Here is a 16,079-nt window from a genome sequence, read left to right as displayed (position 1 = left end):
CCGTACGAGGGCGCGCTAGTCGAGGAACGACAGCTCCGCCTGGTTCTCGGCGCCCCCCTCGAACGGCAGCACGAACCTCCTCGGCCAGGCCAGCACCGTCTCCAGCCACGCCGCCCCCATGGTCTGGGCGATGTGACGGACCCGGTCACGCGGCTCGACGCCGATGGCGACGGTCGTGAAGTCCTCCTGGATGCCCTCGTGCTCGTCGTCACCGAGCAGGACCCGCCAGGCGAGCGCCCGGTTGCGGTCCATCTCCATCGACAGCGGGTGGTGGCGCAGGGCCTTGGCACGGTGCCCGAGCAGCTCGGTGCGGGCCACGTTCTCCACCGGCCCCGACCCGTTGACCCCGATGTGCGGGTACGGCCTGCCGGACGGGTCGGTGCCGAACAGGGCGTACTCCATCACGGGGGCGGGACTGCGGAGGTTCGGCGCCTGGTGGCCGTACGGGAAGAGCCGGTCGACCTCGTGGACCCAGCGGACCTGCGGGATCACCCACGCGGCGCCCGGCCGCTCACCGGGGGCCGGCTTGCCCTCACCGGACGGGTCGAGCAGCGCCGCGGCCACCTCCGCCGCCTTCACCGTGAGCAGGCTCGGGTCGTAGAACGTGCGCAGCGACCACGCCCGCCTGGCCACCGCGCGCTCCACCAGCGTGGCGAGCAGGCACTCGCGGCGCCTCGGGGGAAGCTCGCCCCAGATGTCGGCCAGCACGCGCGGGACGCCCGGCAGCGACCGGTTGGTGCAGAAGGCCAGCACCACGGTGTCGGTCCAGATGCGCAGCCACGCCCACTCGGGCGCGTCGGCGAGCAGGTCGGCCTCGCGCAGCTCGAACAGCGTGCAGGCCTTGCCCGTCGTGCACTCGTGCCCGCAGGCGGCGGACCGGCGTCCGCGTATGGGCGGGATCGGGCCGAGAAGGGTGTGCTCGCGGTCCTCGCCGAGCGGCACCTGGATGCGCAGCGGACGGTCCATGCCGTCGGCGAAGACGGCGGCGGTGCCCGGCTGGAGGGAGACGACCTGGCGGGACTGCTCCTCGCTGAGGTTCATGGCCGCGCCGACGAGCCTGCGGTCGTCCTCGGCCGGGAGCCGGTGCACGACCTTCAGCGCGGTGTTCTTCACCACGTCGGCGATGAGCTTGGTCGGGATCTGCTCGGCCACGACGATGCCCTCGCCGTACGCGCGGATCTCGGCGAGCATCCCCGCCAGCAGCTCCACCGCGTGGGTGCTGGCCCGCTGGGAGCCCCTGTCGCGCAGCAGCCGGTGGGCCTCCTCGATCACGATGACGTGCTGAAGCCCGCGGGCCTTCTCCTGCCGGGCGCGCATCCGCAGGTGCTCGACGATGCGGATGATGAGCGTGCCCATCAGGAACGCCTTGTCCTCGTCGTTCGCGACGTCCTCGATCGCGAACACGACGTTGCGCTGTAAGAGCCCGCCGATGTCGGCGGGGTGGCCGCCCTCGAAGAACCGCCCAGCCGAGCCGACCCGGAGGCTCCTCAGCCGCAGGCTGATGAAGCCTTCGACGTCGGCCTGGACCTCCCTGCCGTACCCGATCTCCTGGATGACCTCAAGGGCGTGGGTCTGCAACTGCTCCAGCGTGGGCACGGCCGGCTGCACCGCGGCGCCCGGGACGCCGCCGCCGGTGACGACGTCCCAGCCGTTGGCCTCGTACACGCGCTGCAGCGCCAGCGACATGATCTGCGGGAACGGCTCCTCGGCGTCGAAGGCGGCCATGAACAGCGCCCTGACCATGTCGATGTGCGCCTGGACCGGGTAGCCCGGCTCGGGGGCGAGCGGGTTGACGCTGAACGGGACGTTGTCGGGCGCCGAGGGATTGATCACCGTCAACGGCCCCAGGTGCTCCATGCGCCCGGCCATCGCGGCGTACTCGGACTTGGCGGGCTCGATCGCGAGCCAGGGGATGCCGGCCTCGCTGAGCTGCTCCAGCAGGTGGCGTACGGTCTGGGACTTGCCCGAGCCGGTCGCCCCGGTGATGAAGGCGTGCCGGTTGAGCGTCGCGAGCGGCACCCGGAACGACCCGACCGGGCGGTCCTGCCCGTCGATGATCGCGCCCAGGTCGAGCACGGGCTCCCCGGTGTTGCGGACGTCGGCCTCGCTGGTCACGTCGAAGAACCCCGCGTCGAGCACCCGCACACCGGGGACCTCACGGCGGGGCAGCCCGGCGAGCGCTGCCAGCGCCCCGGCGGTGGCCGCGAAGGGCGCCGCCGCGCCGTCGGCCGGGTCCTGGAGGGTCACGCCCAGCGCCTCGGCGAAGCAGTACACGGGCTCGACGGCGGTGGCCCGGCCGAACCCGGCGAGGATGGGCAGCGACAGCGCGCTGCGCAGCCGGTAGGGGTGGTGGCTCATCTCGACCGAGCCGACGAGGACGGGCGCGATCTGCCGCAGTTCGTCGGGGCCCGCCGCGCCGGCCAGCACCCGGACGTTCCACAGGCCCGCCTCGCGGAAGGCGTCGAGCTCCTGCATCCGCCGCTCGGCCCGCTCGGCGTCGAACCGGCTGCGCTCGGAGGCGTCGCCGTACTGCCGAAGTACGTTGAGCTGCGTGCGCAGGTGGGCGACCTCGGCGTCCAGCAGGTCGGTGGGCTCGGCCACGACGAGCCAGGCGAACGGGCGCGACATCAGCGTGACCAGCGTGGACTCGAAAAGTGTCGGCCGCAGCAGCTCGTCGGGGCTCGGCTCCCTGCGCCCGTTGAGCGGCGGGGCCTGGCGGCCTGGGCACGGTGTCCAGGCCAGGTCGGCGAGGTCGGCGAGCCAGTCGTCGCCGATCTCCACGCCCCGCGCGCCGCCGGGGAACAGCAGCGGCTGGGGCCCCTGCGGCGGCTCCTCGACGGTGGCGCTGGACGCGCGCCTGGGCGGGCGCGGCGGCGTGAGCGGTCCGGCGTTGGTGATCAACTCCAGCGGCGCACCGGATCCGCGGGAGAGCCAACCGATGACGAAGGGCCGGTTGCGCTGGGCGGCGGACAGCACGGCGGGCAGGACGGTGACGAAATCCCACTCGGCCGACGAGCTACGCGAAGGGGCCGTGATCGCCTGGATGCGATACCACGGACCACTCAGCGGGAACGGCGCGCTGGGCGCTGCGGAGGACACGCTTGCCTGCATATCAAGCTCAAATCCCTTATGCCATCGACGTTTGCCAGGGGATTACCTGTTCAATGCCGTGTCCTCCAGTCGAGCCGCTCGGGCGGCGGGCCCAGATTGGGCGGGAACAGGTCCTCCTCCGGCACGGGCTCGGGCTCCGGCGGGGTCAGCATGACCCGGCGGACCTCCTCGAACTCCCCCAAAGTGGTCTTGGGGAAGGTGAGAATCGCCGGGTTGGCGTCGGCGAGCCGCACCTGCCGGCCCTCTGCCGTCGCGTGGGTGACGATCACCGAGGTCGTGGGAAGTTGCTGGAGCTGGTGCGGCTCCACCAGGAACTCCCTGCTGCGGTGCAGCACGCGCTCCTCCCCCATCGCCTTGCTGGCGCTGCGCCCCCACTCGGTGGACTCGGTGATGCCCTCCTTGAGGTCGCCTTCGCCCTTCTCCTCTTCCCCGGGACGGGTGCGACCGGCGCCGTCGCCGACCGTGGAGGTGTAGGAGCCGTTCACGCCGTCGACGGCCGGGCTGATGGTCTCGGTGAGCTGTGCCAGCTCCAGGCGGTGCTCGGTGCCCATGTGCTCGCTGGCCACCCTGGCGTCCTCGGCGTTGCCGAGGCGCATGAACGCGACGGCCGCGTGCCCCCGGCCGAGGCGCTCCCTGACGGTGGGGGTGAGGGAGCGGTAGGTCAGCACCAGGCCTGTCTGCGAGGTCTCGCAGGCGTCCATCAGCCTGTCGAGCACGTCGCCCCTGAGCTTGTCCGCCCCCGCGACGATGATCGTGTGGTACCAGGGACGCTCCGAGGCCGGTGACTGCCGCAGGATGTGCGTCAGCGCGGTCGCGACGTACGTGCCGAGGACCCGGTTGCCGAAGACCCCGGCCTGGCGGTCCATGGAGACCACGCGCAGCCGCGCGGGCGGCAGCTTCACCGCCTCCGAGCCGAGGGTCTCCAGCTTGCGGAGCTGGGATTCGAGCGCCCAGGCACGCTCGATCACCACCCGGTCGGTCACGCCCCTGCCGAACAGGGTGCCGATGCGTTCGAGCTGGGTGGCGGTGAGCAGGCCGTACCGCAGGTCGTCGCGCGGGTCGCCCACCTGGGCCAGGGCGCGGAGCGCGGCCGTGACCTGGTTGATCGTGGCGTTCTCGCCGAGCACCTCCAGCACCCGTTCGAGGATCGCGTTGTCGAAGCTCAGGTCGCGGGTGGTGCGGTGCTCCTCGCTGACGCTGACGACGTGGGCGAGCACGTCGGCGAACGCCTCGGGCGGCAGCGTCGCGCCGAGGTCGAGCCTCGGCAGGTCGACCGGGAGCACCCACACCAGGGGGTCGTCGCCGCCGCGCCTGGCCAGCTCGATGAGATCCTTGGCGATCGCGCCCTCGGACAGGTCGAGGACGGTGAGGTGGCCGCCGCTGTAGAGCCGGGTCGCGCCGAGCAGGGTGATCAGGGCGGACCAGCCGGGCAGGGTGCCGCCGGCCACGTCGATGCGGTCGATCTCGTCGGGCACGGCCACGGCGTACCAGGTGAGCTGCCTGTCGTACTGCTCCTTCTTGGCGGCCCACTCGCGGTAGCGCCCGGCGTGCTCCTCCTGGGCGTCGAACAGCTCGCGCTCGCGCCGCTCGCGGCGCTGGTCGGCCCGCGACTCCTGCTCCCTGATGCGGGAACGGAGCGCCCGCTCGCCCTGGTGGACGGCGTACCCGCAGATGGTGGCCACGCCTCCGGTGGCCACCAGCCCGATGACGACGAACGGCCAGCCGATGATCTCGCTGACACCGAGGGCGAGGAGGAGGATCGCGAGGATGCCCATGAAGATTCCGACGATCTTCACGGGGCGGTTGAGCAGGTCCTCCTGAAGGCGCTCCCTGCGGACCCAGGCCGGGTCGACCGGGGCGGGCTCCTCCGCGATCTCCCCGGGCGAGGGGCGCCTCGGCGGGGGGCCCGGATCGGGAAACAGCATCGCGTACTGCCAACCCAGATAGATCCGGTCAGCCTGCAGCTGCGCATGCTCTGGGTGCACGTCCGCCACCGGACCTCCACCTGCCAATGGTCGCGCTCGCTGGGGAGCTTGCCGGCCCCATGCCCGTGAACTAGCTCTCCGACTGTGACAGCGTATGAGTTACACCCCTTATTGGGGCAGGGTTCTCGCCATTCGGACCAGATTCCTGGGAACCGGCGGTCAGGTTTCACCACTCCCGGGAACACCGTTCCTCGACCCTTTTGCCGGGTTTCTGCATAGTTGCGGACTTGTAGCGCCCATTCGTGGGACGAACGAGGCGGAAGGGGAACAAGCAACGACTACCATCCTGTGGCATGACGTCCACCCCTACGAGCGGCGGTTCACGGCGGCGACCGGTCCTCCTACCGGTCCTGGCCGCTCTGGTGGCCGTGACCGTGGGAGTGAGCGCGGCCTTCGGGGGCCTCGAAGACGCCCCGAAGGAGAAGCCCGAGCTGCTCGGTAAGGGCGCGAAGGTCGACCAGGGCCGGATGACCACGCTCTTCGAGGACGCCGTCGTCCGCCCCGGAGGCGAGGACGGCCTCGGCGTCTCCGGCAAGCGCTACCTGCAGATCATCATGAGGGTGACCAACACCTCCGAAGAGACGTTCATCGCCGAGATGATGAACTCGGCGCTGGTCGCGGTCAGGGCCGACGGGAAACTCATCAAGGAGTCCGGCCCGTCGGCCACGACGATCGGCCCCCGTGTCGTGACGATCTCCGGAGGCCGCACGTACGGCCAGCTTCATCCCGGCGTGCCCGCGACCGTGGTCATGGCATACGAGCTGCCGGCCGACCAGGAGCCCCCCAAAACGGTCGAGATCGATGCCGGCGCCTACGAGTGGCACGAGAGCTTCATCTATCGGACCCACGACTGGCTGCGGGTGGAGACCGAGGAGCCGCTGACGGCGGAGGACCGCGAGAGGGGCGGCACCTCCGGTTACGCGCCCGTGGTCGTCGCCCAGGTCGACCTGCCCGTCCGCGTGGAGGAGGTGTGATGGCCGCCTCCCCCGGCCTCGTGCCCGGCGCGCAGGCGCCCGCGCGTCCCGGTCCGCCACGCCGCCGCGTTCCGCTGTGGCGCAGGACGGTGGGCGCGATCATCGGGGTCGCGCTGATGTGCGCCGCGGTCTACGTCCAGACGCACGTGCTGACGGTCGACCAGCGGAGGGAGCCCCTGACCGTGTCAGGCGGCATGCACCAGGAACTGCGCACCGCGCACTTCTCCGCCCGCCTCGAACGCGTGGAGTTCGCCAAGTCCGTACGGGTCAAGAAGCAGTACGCGACCGAGGATTCCACGGCCGACCAGGTCTTCCTGATCGCCAAGGTGGGGCTCACCTCACCCCGCCGGCCCATCAAGATCACCGCGCACGTCATCACCGCCGACGGCCTGCGCTTCGAGCCCACCGACCGGGTGGACTCCGGCGCGACGCTCGGGGACAAGTGGATCCAGCCTGCCTGGTGGCGCTCCGGCTTCTACTTCTTCGACCTCCCCGCGGACAAGGTCGCGGGGGCCCAGGTCGTCGTCGCGGAGCCCAGGACGCTGTTCGGCGACGCCTACATGCCCGAAATCGCCCTCGATCCCGGTCTCGACCAGGCGAAGGCCCGCCAGATGGTCGATGCCGCGAAGGACGTCTACGAGGTGAGCGGCTGATGCGCGACGAGAATCCCGACGACACCGGCGTCTGGCGCCCTCCCGCCGCCGAGCCGTCCTGGTTCACCCCCTCCAAGCGCCTGCCCCGCCCCGACGCCAGGGTCTGGCCTCCTCCTGAGCCGGAGTCCAGAGGCAGCTCCACGGTGCCGATCCCCGTGATCGACGACGGGCCGGCCCCCCGCCGCCAGCCGTGGCCGCCGCCGTCCCCCGCAGGCATTCCGGCCCCCGCCAAGGCGCCTTACGCCGGGCCCGTCGCGCCCCCCGTGCAGGCACGCCCGCCCGCGCAGCCCTCGCGGCGGCGCCGCCGCCCGATGCCGAAGGCGGCCAAGATCGGCTTGCAGCTCGCCGGGGCCCTCGGGCTGACCGCCGCGTTCCTCGCGATCGGGGGGTACGACGCGCTGAACCGGTTCGAGAAGAGCGTCACTCCCGCACGGGTCCAGCGGGTGTCGCCCGGCCAGGAGGCGCCGCTGGCGGACGCGAAGTGGCGGCTCCTCGGCATCGCCGTCATACCGGACCAGCGGACGGACCTGCCCGACCGCACCATCATCCAGATCGACGTGCAGGCCACCGCGCTGAACTCCGAAGGCACGAGGTACTCCTACAGCCTGCCCGGCTTCTATATGGCCGACAAGGCGGGCCGCACCTGGACGGCCGAGCCGTGGAAGACCCCCGACGAGCTCTCGCCCGGCGTGCCGGGACGCTTCACCCTGCTGAGCGCGGTCCCGAAGGAACTGGTCGACCAGGTCGAGCTGATGCTCTGGCCGAGTCTCCACGCGGGAGAGCAGGAGTCGGGGCCTGCTCTGCGGTTCGGTCGCTGACCGCCGCGGCGCGCCGCCGTTCGGCGGAGGCGGCGACGTCGAAGGTCGCCGCCAGCAGGCAGGTGGTGAGCATGGTGACCGCGAGGTCCACCACGAAGTTGATCGGCACGAAGACGACGTCCCAGTAGAGCACGGGGTAGTCGTTGCCCGCCAGGTACTGCAGGCCGCGGTCCGCGTACCCCTCGCCGACCTTGATCGCCGCGAAGCAGAGGGCGAACACCCCGAACAGCGGCGCGCCGCCCCGCACGACCAGGCGCACGGTGTTCGCCAGCGCCACCCAGTGCGTCCAGCGGCCGAAGAACCGCGTCAGGGTCCGGCGGGTGAGCGAGTGGGTCCGCGCGGTGATCGCCTCTCCGGCCTGCGCGGCCGCGGGCTCCAGCTTCGTGCCCTTGATCACGGTGGCGGCGTCCTCCGCGTACGCGCCGTACATCAGGATCGCGACGGTCAGCCAGACGGCGGGGAGCACCAGCGCGTCCCAGGCGTACGGCCTGATCACCCCGACCGCGCCCCAGAACGCCTCCCAGCCGGGGACTTTGAGCGAAAGGGTGGCCATGAGGTCGTTCCACCAGGTCACGGCGGCACGGCCGCCGACCCAGCCGCCACGGGAGGCGACGACCTGCGCGCCGTAGTAGAAGAAGGAGAGCTCGCAGAAGGCGACGGCGAGGGCCGCGGAACGGCTCCCTCGTTTCTCGCGCCAGATCGTGAAGAAGTAACGAGCCACGAAGGCCGCGATCATGATGGCCAGCGTCACGGTGAAGTTCAGCCCGACGAGGCCGAGGCTCGTGTCCTGGGTCTGCCCGGTGGAGATGTCGTAGAAGGCGCCGAGGTAGCCCTTCTCACCGCTCTGCCGCTTGAAGTCGGTGGTGATGAAGGCCCGCACGTCGTCCACATGCCAGCCCCAGCTCAGGTAGAGCGCGGTGAAGGGCACGATGACCCTGCTGAGGCTGCCGACGAAGCCCTCGTCCTCCTCGCCGTCCCCCCGCCTGGCGCGCATCTCCGACAGCGCCCCGCGCAGCGTGAAGAACATCCCCACGCTGACGATCAGGTTCGCCAGGACCATGACGATGAAGAGCAGCATCGTCACGACGAGCCGCAGGTCGCGCATGGAGCCGTGCGAGAGGTCGGTACCGGCGGCGAGCAGGCCGAACCGCAGCAACTGCCCCGCCGAGTACCACATCACGAGCGGCAGCAGGCATCGCCCGGCCAGGCTCAGGGTGTGCCACGGCAGCGACCAGACGGCGGGAGTGCGGGTGGATTCGGACATCCGGTGCATCCTATCGACGGCTCACCACGCGTCGCAGCAGCATCAGGGGAAGAGATCCCATTTGGGGAATCCCTGAACAAGCCCGGGAAAAGGCCGGACGCGCGAAAGGGCCCGCGTTGCCGTCACCGCCACGCGAGGGCCGGCGTTCCCGTCACGGGACACGCGAAAGGGCCGGCGCGCCCGTGACGGGAACGCCGGCCCTTTCGTCGAGATGCGCGCCTCATGGCCCTGCCGGACGGCGAGGCCACCAGGCGATCGTCAGACGGCGACCTGGAGCTGGGAGACCTCGCCGAGGCGGGCCTCCACGGTGACGTCCTTGGTGACGCCACCGCCCGCGATGATGCGGACGGTCCAGGAACCGGGCGCGGCGAAGAAGCGGAAGATGCCCTCGTCGGACACCACCACCTCGCCGGTGAACTCGCCGGAGTGGTCGAGGAGGCGGGCGTACGCCGTGCCGGCGCCGGTGACGACACCCTGGATGACGGCCTGGGTCGACAGATCGATCCCGGCCGGAAGCGCTATGGTCTGCTCCGGTGCTGCGCAACCCTGAACGGTCATCAGCGGGCCTCCCCCAACTCGATCGGCACGCCCACGAGCGAGCCGTATTCGGTCCACGATCCGTCGTAGTTCTTCACGTTCGCCTGGCCGAGGATCTCGTGCAGCACGAACCAGGTGTGGGCGGAACGCTCGCCGATGCGGCAGTAGGCGATCGTGTCCTTGTCGAAGTCGACGCCCTCGCCGGCGTAGAGGGTGCGGAGCTCCTCGTCGGACCGGAAGGTGCCGTCGTCGTTCGCGGCCTTGGACCACGGGACGTTGCGGGCGGTCGGGATGTGGCCACCCCGCTGCGCCGCTTCCTGCGGCAGGTGGGCCGGGGCAAGGAGCTTGCCGGAGAACTCGTCAGGCGAGCGGACGTCCACGAGGTTGAGCTTGCCGATCGCGGCGACCACGTCGTCGCGGAAGGCACGGAGCGAGAGGTCCTGGTCCTTGGCGGCGTACTGCGTCTCGGGACGCGCCGGCACGTCGGTGACCAGCTCGCGCGAGTCGAGCTCCCACTTCTTGCGGCCGCCGTCGAGGAGACGGACGTTCTCGTGACCGTAGAGCTTGAAGTACCAGTACGCGTAGGCGGCGAACCAGTTGTTGTTGCCACCGTAGAGAACCACGGTGTCTTCGTTGCCGATGCCCCGAGCCGACAGAAGGGCCTGGAAGCCCTCACGGTCCACGAAGTCGCGGCGGACCGGGTCCTGCAGATCCTTCTTCCAGTCGATCTTCACGGCGCCACGGATGTGGCCCTTGTCATAGGCGCTGGCGTCCTCGTCGACTTCGACGAGTACGACACCAGGAGAGTCGAGGTTGGCCTCGACCCAGTCGGCGTCCACCAGTACGGCGGAGCGGCTCATTAGGGAACCTCCGGTTATCGGGTTACGGCGGGCATAAGACGGCGGACGATCAAGTACATTTCGCAGCCGAGGCAGAAGCCGAAGGCAGCGTTCAGGAACGCGGCCAGCAGGGCCGCGGCTGTCGCGCCGAGCGCGAGTGGTGCGATCCGCGCGGTGAACCCGATCACGCCGACGAGGGCGAAGACCAGGCCCACACCCTGCGCGAAGCGGGGCGGGGCTGCGTCCTCCATCTCCGCCGGCGGACCGAGTCTCGGCCGCACCAACCGTCTGAACACCAACCCGTACGGCGCGACTCCGGCGACCCCCAGGGCGAAGACGATGCCCTGAGCGAGGAGCAGCCAGGCGTTGCCCGTGAGCAGAACCAGCGCCAGGATGAGTGTCGTGATGAACGCGGAAAACCGCGTGCTTCGTGGATCGACCTGCATGGCGGAGAGCTCCTGAAGGGATCGTGCCGGAAACGCGTGGATCGGGCACTATTCAGAGCGGTGCGGTGGGTGAGACCCGCGAGATCGCCCTCAGGCCATACGACAGAGCGCGGTGGCCACGCGGCAGAAGTCAACCGCGCGCCGCTTCGTCAGCAGCTCCGTCGAGGGTGTCATGTCCACGACAGTACCCGCCGTCTTGCCATCTGTCACGTCCCGTCCGATTCATGAGATGTCACGATCCCCAGGGCCGCGATCACATCCACCTTGCGGGGCTGGCCGGAGGCTCTTTTGATCACCCGGCCGGCGCCGTCGAGGACCAGGACCGTCGGCGTGCGCATCACGTCGAAGCGCCGCACAAGGTCGAGCCGGGACTCCGCGTCGATCTCCACGTGCCGCACGCCCGGCACCATGCCTGTGACCTCCGACAGGATGCGCCGGGTCGCCCGGCAGGGCTGGCAGAAGGCCGTGGAGAACTGCACCAGCGTGGCGCGCTCGCCCAGCTCCTCGCCGAGGTCGTCGGCGGCCACGAAATCCATCTCGCTCCTCACGGCACGCACGGCACCGCTCCGCCGCCTCATAGCCAGCCCGGCCACGAGACCGGCGGCCAGCGTCACGCAGAGCACCACCAGGCCTGTCATCGCCAGCGACAACATCGGTCACCTGGCCGCCATTCCCGGTGCCGCCTACGGCGCCTTGACCCAAACGAGGCGCCTGCCCGTGGAGGCGCGGATGTCGAACCCCCGGATCCGGTCCATCGTCAGCTCGGTGCTCCCGGTGAACGTGGACGGCCCGCGACGGTAGTCGGCGGCGTCGACCGTCCAGCTGCCCACGGGAGACTGGGTGCCATCGATCCCGACGGCGGTCACCCGGCAGGACGTACCGGTCGGGACGCCGGACAGGACGATCTCGACGGCCGTGCCCTCGTCGCCCGGGGTCAGGGCCAGCTCGGCCCGTATGGGGCCGTTGCTGTTGGACGCGGAGACGGGGGACCTCGACGGCAGCGGCTGGTCCTTGAGCATGGCCGACGGCCCCGGGGTCGCCGCGAAGGGCTCACTGCGCCGGGCCAGGCCCTCCGCACTCTGGTCGGCGCTACCCTGGGCGCTGCTCGCGGCAGGAGCGCCCGCCATCGACGTGTCCGTGCCGGGGGAACGCCCCACCGCCAGCCAGGCCGAACCGCCGAGCACGACGGCGACCAGGGACGCCGCGAGGCCGAACACCACCCTGTTCAACCGGTGCCGCCTGGCCGACGCCGAGATCAGGCGGTCGAGGACGGCGTGCGGCGGGCTGGCCGCCTGCTCGATGTCCTCCTCCGAGACCCGGCCGAGCAGCGCGGTGAGCCCGCTCAGCTCCTCCAGCTCGGCACGGCATTCGGGACAGGTCGCGAGATGCGCCTCGACCTGGACCGCCTCGTCGGCCTCCAGCGCGCCCAGCATGTACACGCCGAGCGACATCCGTACGTCCTCACAGGCGCTCATGGCGCGAGCCCCCGCTCCTCCAGCGCAAGCTTCAGCGCGCGAAGCGCGTAGTACGTGCGCGACTTGACCGTGCCGGCCGGGATGCCGAGCGCCTCGGCGGCCTCCTTGACCGACCGGCCGCGGTAGTAGGTCTCCATCAGGACCGCGCGATGCTCCGGCCGCAGGTCCGCGATGGCGTCGGCGACGCCCCAGGACTCCACCGCCCGGTCCAGCTCGTCGTCGGCGGGGATCACGGCGAGGGCCTCGTCCGTGGTCTCCTGTGGCCGGGATCTGCGGGCACGGTGGTGGTCGACGACCAGGTTGCGGGCGACGGTGAACAGCCACGCCCGTACCGGGCGGTCGGCCAGCACCTCGGGGTGCTTCCACGCCCGCAACAGCGTCTCCTGTACCACGTCCTCCGCCTTGCCCGGATCGCCCGTCAGTCGCAACACGTAACCGTAGAGTGACCCCGCGTGCTCGTCGAAGAGAGTGCGTATCAGCTGCTCGTCGGCGGTTCCGGCGGGGCTCACATTCTCATGACGTACGGCGGCGGGATCCGGTTCAGCCACGCAGCGGCACGTCCGTCGCGGTGCCGTCGACCGCCAGCCCCTCGGGGGTGGTGCGCACCTTTTCGATCTTGAGGTTGAGCGGCAGGTCCTTGATGGGCACGGTGAAGCTGAGGGCCCGGCTGGCGTTCGGCACCTGGATGCCGTTGACGTTCTCGGGGGTCAGCCGCACGCCGCCCTTGACGACCTCGATCTTCATCTTCGCCGTGACGGGGATGGTGATGCCGGCCACCGTGAGCTTGCCCGTGACGTTCAGGGTGTCGTCGCCGTTGCCCTGCACCTTGAGCCCGCGCGGCGCGCGGGCGTCCAGGGTCTGCCGCGAGATCACCACCGTGCCCGTGACCCTCTCGGCGCGGATGTCGGCCGTGGCGGCGTTCTGGATCAGGTCCATGAGCGGGGCGTTCACCCCGTGCAGGACCGCGTCGATACGCGAGATCTTCGCGCCGTCGGGCGTCGTCATCGGCCCCATCGCGACGCTGATCTCCTCGTAGCGGCCGGAGATCGCCTGGGTGAGGAAGGGGATGCCGCGCACCTCGACCTTGGGCGGAGTGTCCAGGTCGTACTGCGCCGCCACCTGGCGCGAGACCTCGCTCTGCACGCCGGCCACGGCCACGCGGTCGACGACGACCAGGAGGACACCGAGCAGGATGAGGAACACGATCAGCTTGCGCATCCGACTCCTTCGGGGGGTACAGCCTGTGATGACAGTATCCGCGCCGCCCTACTCCCCCGGGCGATACCACCGAAACGCGTGTCAAGCAGGCATTCAGCGAGAGCCCGCTCAGCCTCCGGCGAAGGGCGGGAGCACCTCCACGGTGGCGCCCTGCGGGATCTCGACCGTGTGGGGGTCGCGCATGCCCGCCGGGTTCCCGTTCACGAGAAAGGAAGAACGTCCGAGAACGCGCGCCAGGTCCGAATTCTCATACTTTAGTGTGATTTCTGCCACGAGATCACCAAGAGTAACCGCCTCGAACGGCTCCTCGGCGACTCCCGCCGCCTCCTTGGCCGCCGCCCAGTAGCGCACCGTACCCCTTGTCATCAGCCACCTCCGTCGTCTACTCATGAGTACCGCACAAGTGTCAGTCACGCACGGCGAGGGAATGGTTACGGTTATTTCCCGCGTGATGGACCGTTCACCTGAATGACGCACTATGGACGCGCCTTTCCTGTGGGCTATCCTCACGTACTGACGGGACCTGGGCGATGTAGCCCCCGGGTCCTTTACGTGTTTGTACGGCTGGCGCCGTCACAACGCGGGGAGGAGGCGGATGCGGTGCGTGAGCGAAGCTGTGTCGCCTCACCCCCCGGTCAGCCTCTGGATTAGGAGGTGCTGTGAGTAACCTGCTCCTGCTCACCAATGCTCTGGAGCCCTCAGCGGAGGTGCTGCCCGCACTCGGGCTGCTGCTCCACTCGGTTCGGGTCGCTCCCGCGGAGGCGTCCGCGCTCATCGACGCACCACCGGCCGACGCCGTGCTGGTGGACGCGCGAAGGGAGCTCGTGCACGCCAAGAGCCTCTGCCGCCTTCTTCGCACCACCGGCGTCGACTGCCCGCTGATGGTGATCGTCACCGAAGGCGGCCTGGCCGCGATGACCGCCGAGTGGGGAGCCGACGACGTTCTCCTCGACACGGCGGGTCCTGCGGAGGTCGAGGCCCGGCTCAGGCTCGCCGTCGGCAGGCTCTCGATCGCCGCCACCGAGGAGGTGCCGGACGAGATCCGCAGCGGCGATCTCTCGATCGACGAGGCCACCTACACCGCGCGGCTCCGCACTCGCGCCCTTGACCTGACCTTCAAGGAGTTCGAGCTTCTCAAGTACCTCGCGCAGCACCCGGGCCGGGTCTTCACCCGCGCGCAGCTGCTGCAGGAGGTCTGGGGATACGACTACTTCGGCGGCACCCGCACCGTCGACGTGCACGTGCGCCGGCTGCGCGCCAAGCTGGGCGCCGAGTACGAGTCCCTGATCGGCACCGTCCGCAACGTGGGGTACCGCTTCGTGCCCGACCGCGGCGGCGAGCAGATCGAGGACCGCGAGCCGGCCCCCGCCCACCACTGAGCCCCTACGAGAAGGGGCTCGCTCCCCCGACCAGCGCGGAGGAGCGAACCCCTTGTCTTTCAGGTTGCCTTCAGGTGATGTCGCCTAGCCGGCGACCGTGATGCGGTTGACGGCCGGCGGGGCGATCGGCGAGTGCGCGCCCAGGTAGGCGACGAACGCGTCGATGTCCAGCGGCCCGCTCCACAGGTTGGTGCCGTCCTTGAAGACGCTGAAGCCGTCTCCGCCACCGACGAGGAAGTTGTTGGCGGCGACCCTGATCTGCTGGGCGTCCGTGACCGGAGTCCCGTTGATCTTGATGGCGGAGATCCGCGAGCCGATCGGCTGCGTCCGGTCCATCGTGTAGGTCAGCGAGGCCGACGGCTGCAGGATGCGCACGATCGAGCCGCCGCTCTGCCACTGCTGCTCCAGCAGGGCGTCGAGCTGGGCGCCGGTCAGCGTCACGACCTGCATGAGGTTGTTGAACGGCTGCACGGTGAAGGCCTCGCCGTACGTCACGACGCCGTCGCCCTCAGAGCCGCTCTGGGCGTAGGTGAGGTCGGTGCGGACACCGCCGGGGTTCATCAGCGCGATCTCGGCGTTGCCGCCCGTCTTCGTGCTCTCCAGCTGGGCGTCGGCGATCAGGTCGCCGAGCGCGGTCTCGCCGGACGGCCCGGCCGCCCGTCCGATGTCAGCCGTGATCTTGCCGAGCGGCTTGTTGGCCACCGTCGAGACCCGGTCCTTCCAGGTCTGGACGAACGTCGTGATGTCCGGGTCCGGCGTGACGTCGCGGGTGACCACGTGGTTGTCGGCGACGACCGAGGAGCGGACGACCTCGCCCGTCTTCTTGACCACCTGGAAGTCGATCGAGGTCAGCACGCGGCCGAACGACGAGCCCTGGGTGTAGAAGCGGTCCTGGCCGGAGGGGTCCTTGGTCTTGCAGATGTAGGCCTGGTGCGAGTGGCCCATGACGACCAGGTCGACGTCCGAGCTGAGGCCCTGGGCGATGCGGGTGCCCGCGCCCGGGGTGACCGGGCAGGCGTCCGGGCTCTGGTTCGGGGTGATCTGGTCGCCCTCGTGGACCAGGGCCACGATCGCCTTGACGCCCGCGAGCCGCAGGAGCCTGGCCGCCCGGTTGCCCGCGGCGACCTCCTCGTCGAACTTCAGACCGGCGATGCCGGAGGCGGTCACGATCGTGGGGGTGGTCTGCGTGACCAGGCCGATGAAGCCGACCTTGACGCCGTTGACCTTCTTGATGGCCACGGGCGGGAGCGCGTACCGGTCGCTGTTCTCCTTGAGAACGTTGGCCGCGAGGTACTCGTACTTGGCGCCCTTCCACTTCCCGGCCGGGGAACAGCCGTCGACGGGGTGGCAGCCGCCGTTCTGGATGCGCTTGAGCTCGGT

At 70.3% G+C, this 16,079-nt stretch carries 17 protein-coding genes; 4 read left to right on the top strand and 13 right to left on the bottom strand.

Annotation, left to right across the window (positions count from 1 at the left end; all coding sequences use genetic code 11):
- Positions 1-15: 15 nt before the first annotated feature.
- The gene (locus AB0B89_RS00085) at positions 16-3,099 is read right to left on the bottom strand and encodes an ATP-binding protein (RefSeq protein ID WP_358545773.1); all 3,084 of its coding nucleotides are present in this window, start codon (positions 3,097-3,099) and stop codon (positions 16-18) included.
- A 62-nt stretch (positions 3,100-3,161) separates the two neighbouring features.
- A complete protein-coding gene (locus AB0B89_RS00080) occupies positions 3,162-5,105 on the bottom strand; it encodes a hypothetical protein (RefSeq protein WP_358545770.1) in 1,944 nt (647 codons plus the stop codon).
- A gap of 284 nt (positions 5,106-5,389) precedes the next feature.
- Here AB0B89_RS00080 and AB0B89_RS00075 point away from each other — a divergent pair, with 284 nt between their 5' ends.
- Genes AB0B89_RS00075 through AB0B89_RS00065 form a run of 3 tightly spaced genes read left to right on the top strand, consistent with a single transcriptional unit; the run spans position 5,390 to position 7,541 of the window.
- Entirely contained in the window at positions 5,390-6,070 is a 681-nt protein-coding gene (locus AB0B89_RS00075; RefSeq protein WP_358545768.1) for a hypothetical protein, read from the top strand.
- The gene (locus AB0B89_RS00070; protein ID WP_358545766.1) at positions 6,070-6,723 is read left to right on the top strand and encodes a hypothetical protein; all 654 of its coding nucleotides are present in this window, start codon (positions 6,070-6,072) and stop codon (positions 6,721-6,723) included. The genes AB0B89_RS00075 and AB0B89_RS00070 overlap by 1 nt, the downstream gene beginning before the upstream one ends.
- Complete coding sequence (locus AB0B89_RS00065; protein WP_358545763.1) at positions 6,723-7,541, top strand: hypothetical protein; 819 nt, start codon at positions 6,723-6,725, stop codon at positions 7,539-7,541. Before AB0B89_RS00070 ends, AB0B89_RS00065 begins: the two co-directional genes overlap by 1 nt.
- Here AB0B89_RS00065 and AB0B89_RS00060 read toward each other — a convergent pair.
- From AB0B89_RS00060 to AB0B89_RS00015, 10 genes are all read right to left on the bottom strand, one after another.
- Positions 7,426-8,805 (bottom strand): hypothetical protein, encoded by a 1,380-nt coding sequence (locus tag AB0B89_RS00060; RefSeq protein WP_358545760.1) that lies wholly within the window; start codon positions 8,803-8,805, stop codon positions 7,426-7,428. The two genes, AB0B89_RS00065 and AB0B89_RS00060, sit on opposite strands and share 116 nt — an antisense overlap.
- 258 nt (positions 8,806-9,063) lie before the next feature.
- Positions 9,064-9,363: a DUF1416 domain-containing protein gene (locus AB0B89_RS00055; protein ID WP_358545758.1), complete on the bottom strand. Its 300-nt coding sequence runs from the start codon at positions 9,361-9,363 to the stop codon at positions 9,064-9,066.
- Entirely contained in the window at positions 9,363-10,202 is an 840-nt protein-coding gene (locus AB0B89_RS00050; RefSeq protein WP_358545756.1) for a sulfurtransferase, read from the bottom strand. The genes AB0B89_RS00055 and AB0B89_RS00050 overlap by 1 nt, the downstream gene beginning before the upstream one ends.
- A gap of 14 nt (positions 10,203-10,216) precedes the next feature.
- On the bottom strand, positions 10,217-10,627 hold the full coding sequence (locus AB0B89_RS00045) for a DUF4395 domain-containing protein (protein WP_358545754.1): 411 nt from the start codon (positions 10,625-10,627) through the stop codon (positions 10,217-10,219).
- 90 nt (positions 10,628-10,717) lie between these two features.
- Positions 10,718-10,801, bottom strand: a complete 84-nt coding sequence (locus AB0B89_RS00040; protein ID WP_358546035.1) for a putative leader peptide — start codon at positions 10,799-10,801, stop codon at positions 10,718-10,720.
- A gap of 32 nt (positions 10,802-10,833) precedes the next feature.
- A complete protein-coding gene (locus tag AB0B89_RS00035) occupies positions 10,834-11,205 on the bottom strand; it encodes a thioredoxin family protein (protein WP_358546032.1) in 372 nt (123 codons plus the stop codon).
- Positions 11,206-11,310: 105 nt separating this feature from the next.
- Positions 11,311-12,102: a zf-HC2 domain-containing protein gene (locus AB0B89_RS00030; RefSeq protein ID WP_358545751.1), complete on the bottom strand. Its 792-nt coding sequence runs from the start codon at positions 12,100-12,102 to the stop codon at positions 11,311-11,313.
- The gene (locus AB0B89_RS00025) at positions 12,099-12,611 is read right to left on the bottom strand and encodes a sigma-70 family RNA polymerase sigma factor (protein ID WP_358545749.1); all 513 of its coding nucleotides are present in this window, start codon (positions 12,609-12,611) and stop codon (positions 12,099-12,101) included. The genes AB0B89_RS00030 and AB0B89_RS00025 overlap by 4 nt, the downstream gene beginning before the upstream one ends.
- Before the next feature lie 31 nt (positions 12,612-12,642).
- Positions 12,643-13,320, bottom strand: coding sequence for a DUF2993 domain-containing protein (locus tag AB0B89_RS00020; RefSeq protein WP_358545746.1), 678 nt, complete (start codon positions 13,318-13,320; stop codon positions 12,643-12,645).
- 108 nt (positions 13,321-13,428) lie between these two features.
- On the bottom strand, positions 13,429-13,686 hold the full coding sequence (locus AB0B89_RS00015; RefSeq protein ID WP_358545743.1) for a MoaD/ThiS family protein: 258 nt from the start codon (positions 13,684-13,686) through the stop codon (positions 13,429-13,431).
- Positions 13,687-13,979: 293 nt separating this feature from the next.
- On the opposite strand from AB0B89_RS00015, the gene AB0B89_RS00010 reads away from it, so the two are divergent.
- Positions 13,980-14,699 (top strand): response regulator transcription factor, encoded by a 720-nt coding sequence (locus AB0B89_RS00010; protein ID WP_358545740.1) that lies wholly within the window; start codon positions 13,980-13,982, stop codon positions 14,697-14,699.
- Positions 14,700-14,783: 84 nt separating this feature from the next.
- On the opposite strand, the gene AB0B89_RS00005 is transcribed toward AB0B89_RS00010, so the two are convergent.
- Positions 14,784-16,079 (bottom strand): bifunctional UDP-sugar hydrolase/5'-nucleotidase (locus AB0B89_RS00005; RefSeq protein WP_358545737.1); only part of this gene is annotated, 1,296 nt, incomplete at its 5' end.

The organism is Sphaerisporangium sp. NPDC049002, from assembly GCF_040649355.1.
Lineage (GTDB): Bacteria > Actinomycetota > Actinomycetes > Streptosporangiales > Streptosporangiaceae > Sphaerisporangium.
Note: the sequence above shows the minus strand (reverse complement) of the source record. Positions and strands in the feature narration are given on the sequence as shown.

Bases quoted from the DNA above. Each gene is read 5' to 3' on its own strand.
- AB0B89_RS00015 (WP_358545743.1), bottom strand. From the start codon at position 13,686: ATGACAAGGGGTACGGTGCGCTACTGGGCGGCGGCCAAGGAGGCGGCG.
- AB0B89_RS00065 (WP_358545763.1), top strand. From the start codon at position 6,723: ATGCGCGACGAGAATCCCGACGACACCGGCGTCTGGCGCCCTCCCGCC.
- AB0B89_RS00055 (WP_358545758.1), bottom strand. From the start codon at position 9,363: ATGACCGTTCAGGGTTGCGCAGCACCGGAGCAGACCATAGCGCTTCCG.
- AB0B89_RS00020 (WP_358545746.1), bottom strand. From the start codon at position 13,320: ATGCGCAAGCTGATCGTGTTCCTCATCCTGCTCGGTGTCCTCCTGGTC.
- AB0B89_RS00030 (WP_358545751.1), bottom strand. From the start codon at position 12,102: ATGAGCGCCTGTGAGGACGTACGGATGTCGCTCGGCGTGTACATGCTG.
- AB0B89_RS00045 (WP_358545754.1), bottom strand. From the start codon at position 10,627: ATGCAGGTCGATCCACGAAGCACGCGGTTTTCCGCGTTCATCACGACA.
- AB0B89_RS00075 (WP_358545768.1), top strand. From the start codon at position 5,390: ATGACGTCCACCCCTACGAGCGGCGGTTCACGGCGGCGACCGGTCCTC.
- AB0B89_RS00040 (WP_358546035.1), bottom strand. From the start codon at position 10,801: ATGACACCCTCGACGGAGCTGCTGACGAAGCGGCGCGCGGTTGACTTC.
- AB0B89_RS00070 (WP_358545766.1), top strand. From the start codon at position 6,070: ATGGCCGCCTCCCCCGGCCTCGTGCCCGGCGCGCAGGCGCCCGCGCGT.
- AB0B89_RS00060 (WP_358545760.1), bottom strand. From the start codon at position 8,805: ATGTCCGAATCCACCCGCACTCCCGCCGTCTGGTCGCTGCCGTGGCAC.
- AB0B89_RS00035 (WP_358546032.1), bottom strand. From the start codon at position 11,205: ATGAGGCGGCGGAGCGGTGCCGTGCGTGCCGTGAGGAGCGAGATGGAT.
- AB0B89_RS00050 (WP_358545756.1), bottom strand. From the start codon at position 10,202: ATGAGCCGCTCCGCCGTACTGGTGGACGCCGACTGGGTCGAGGCCAAC.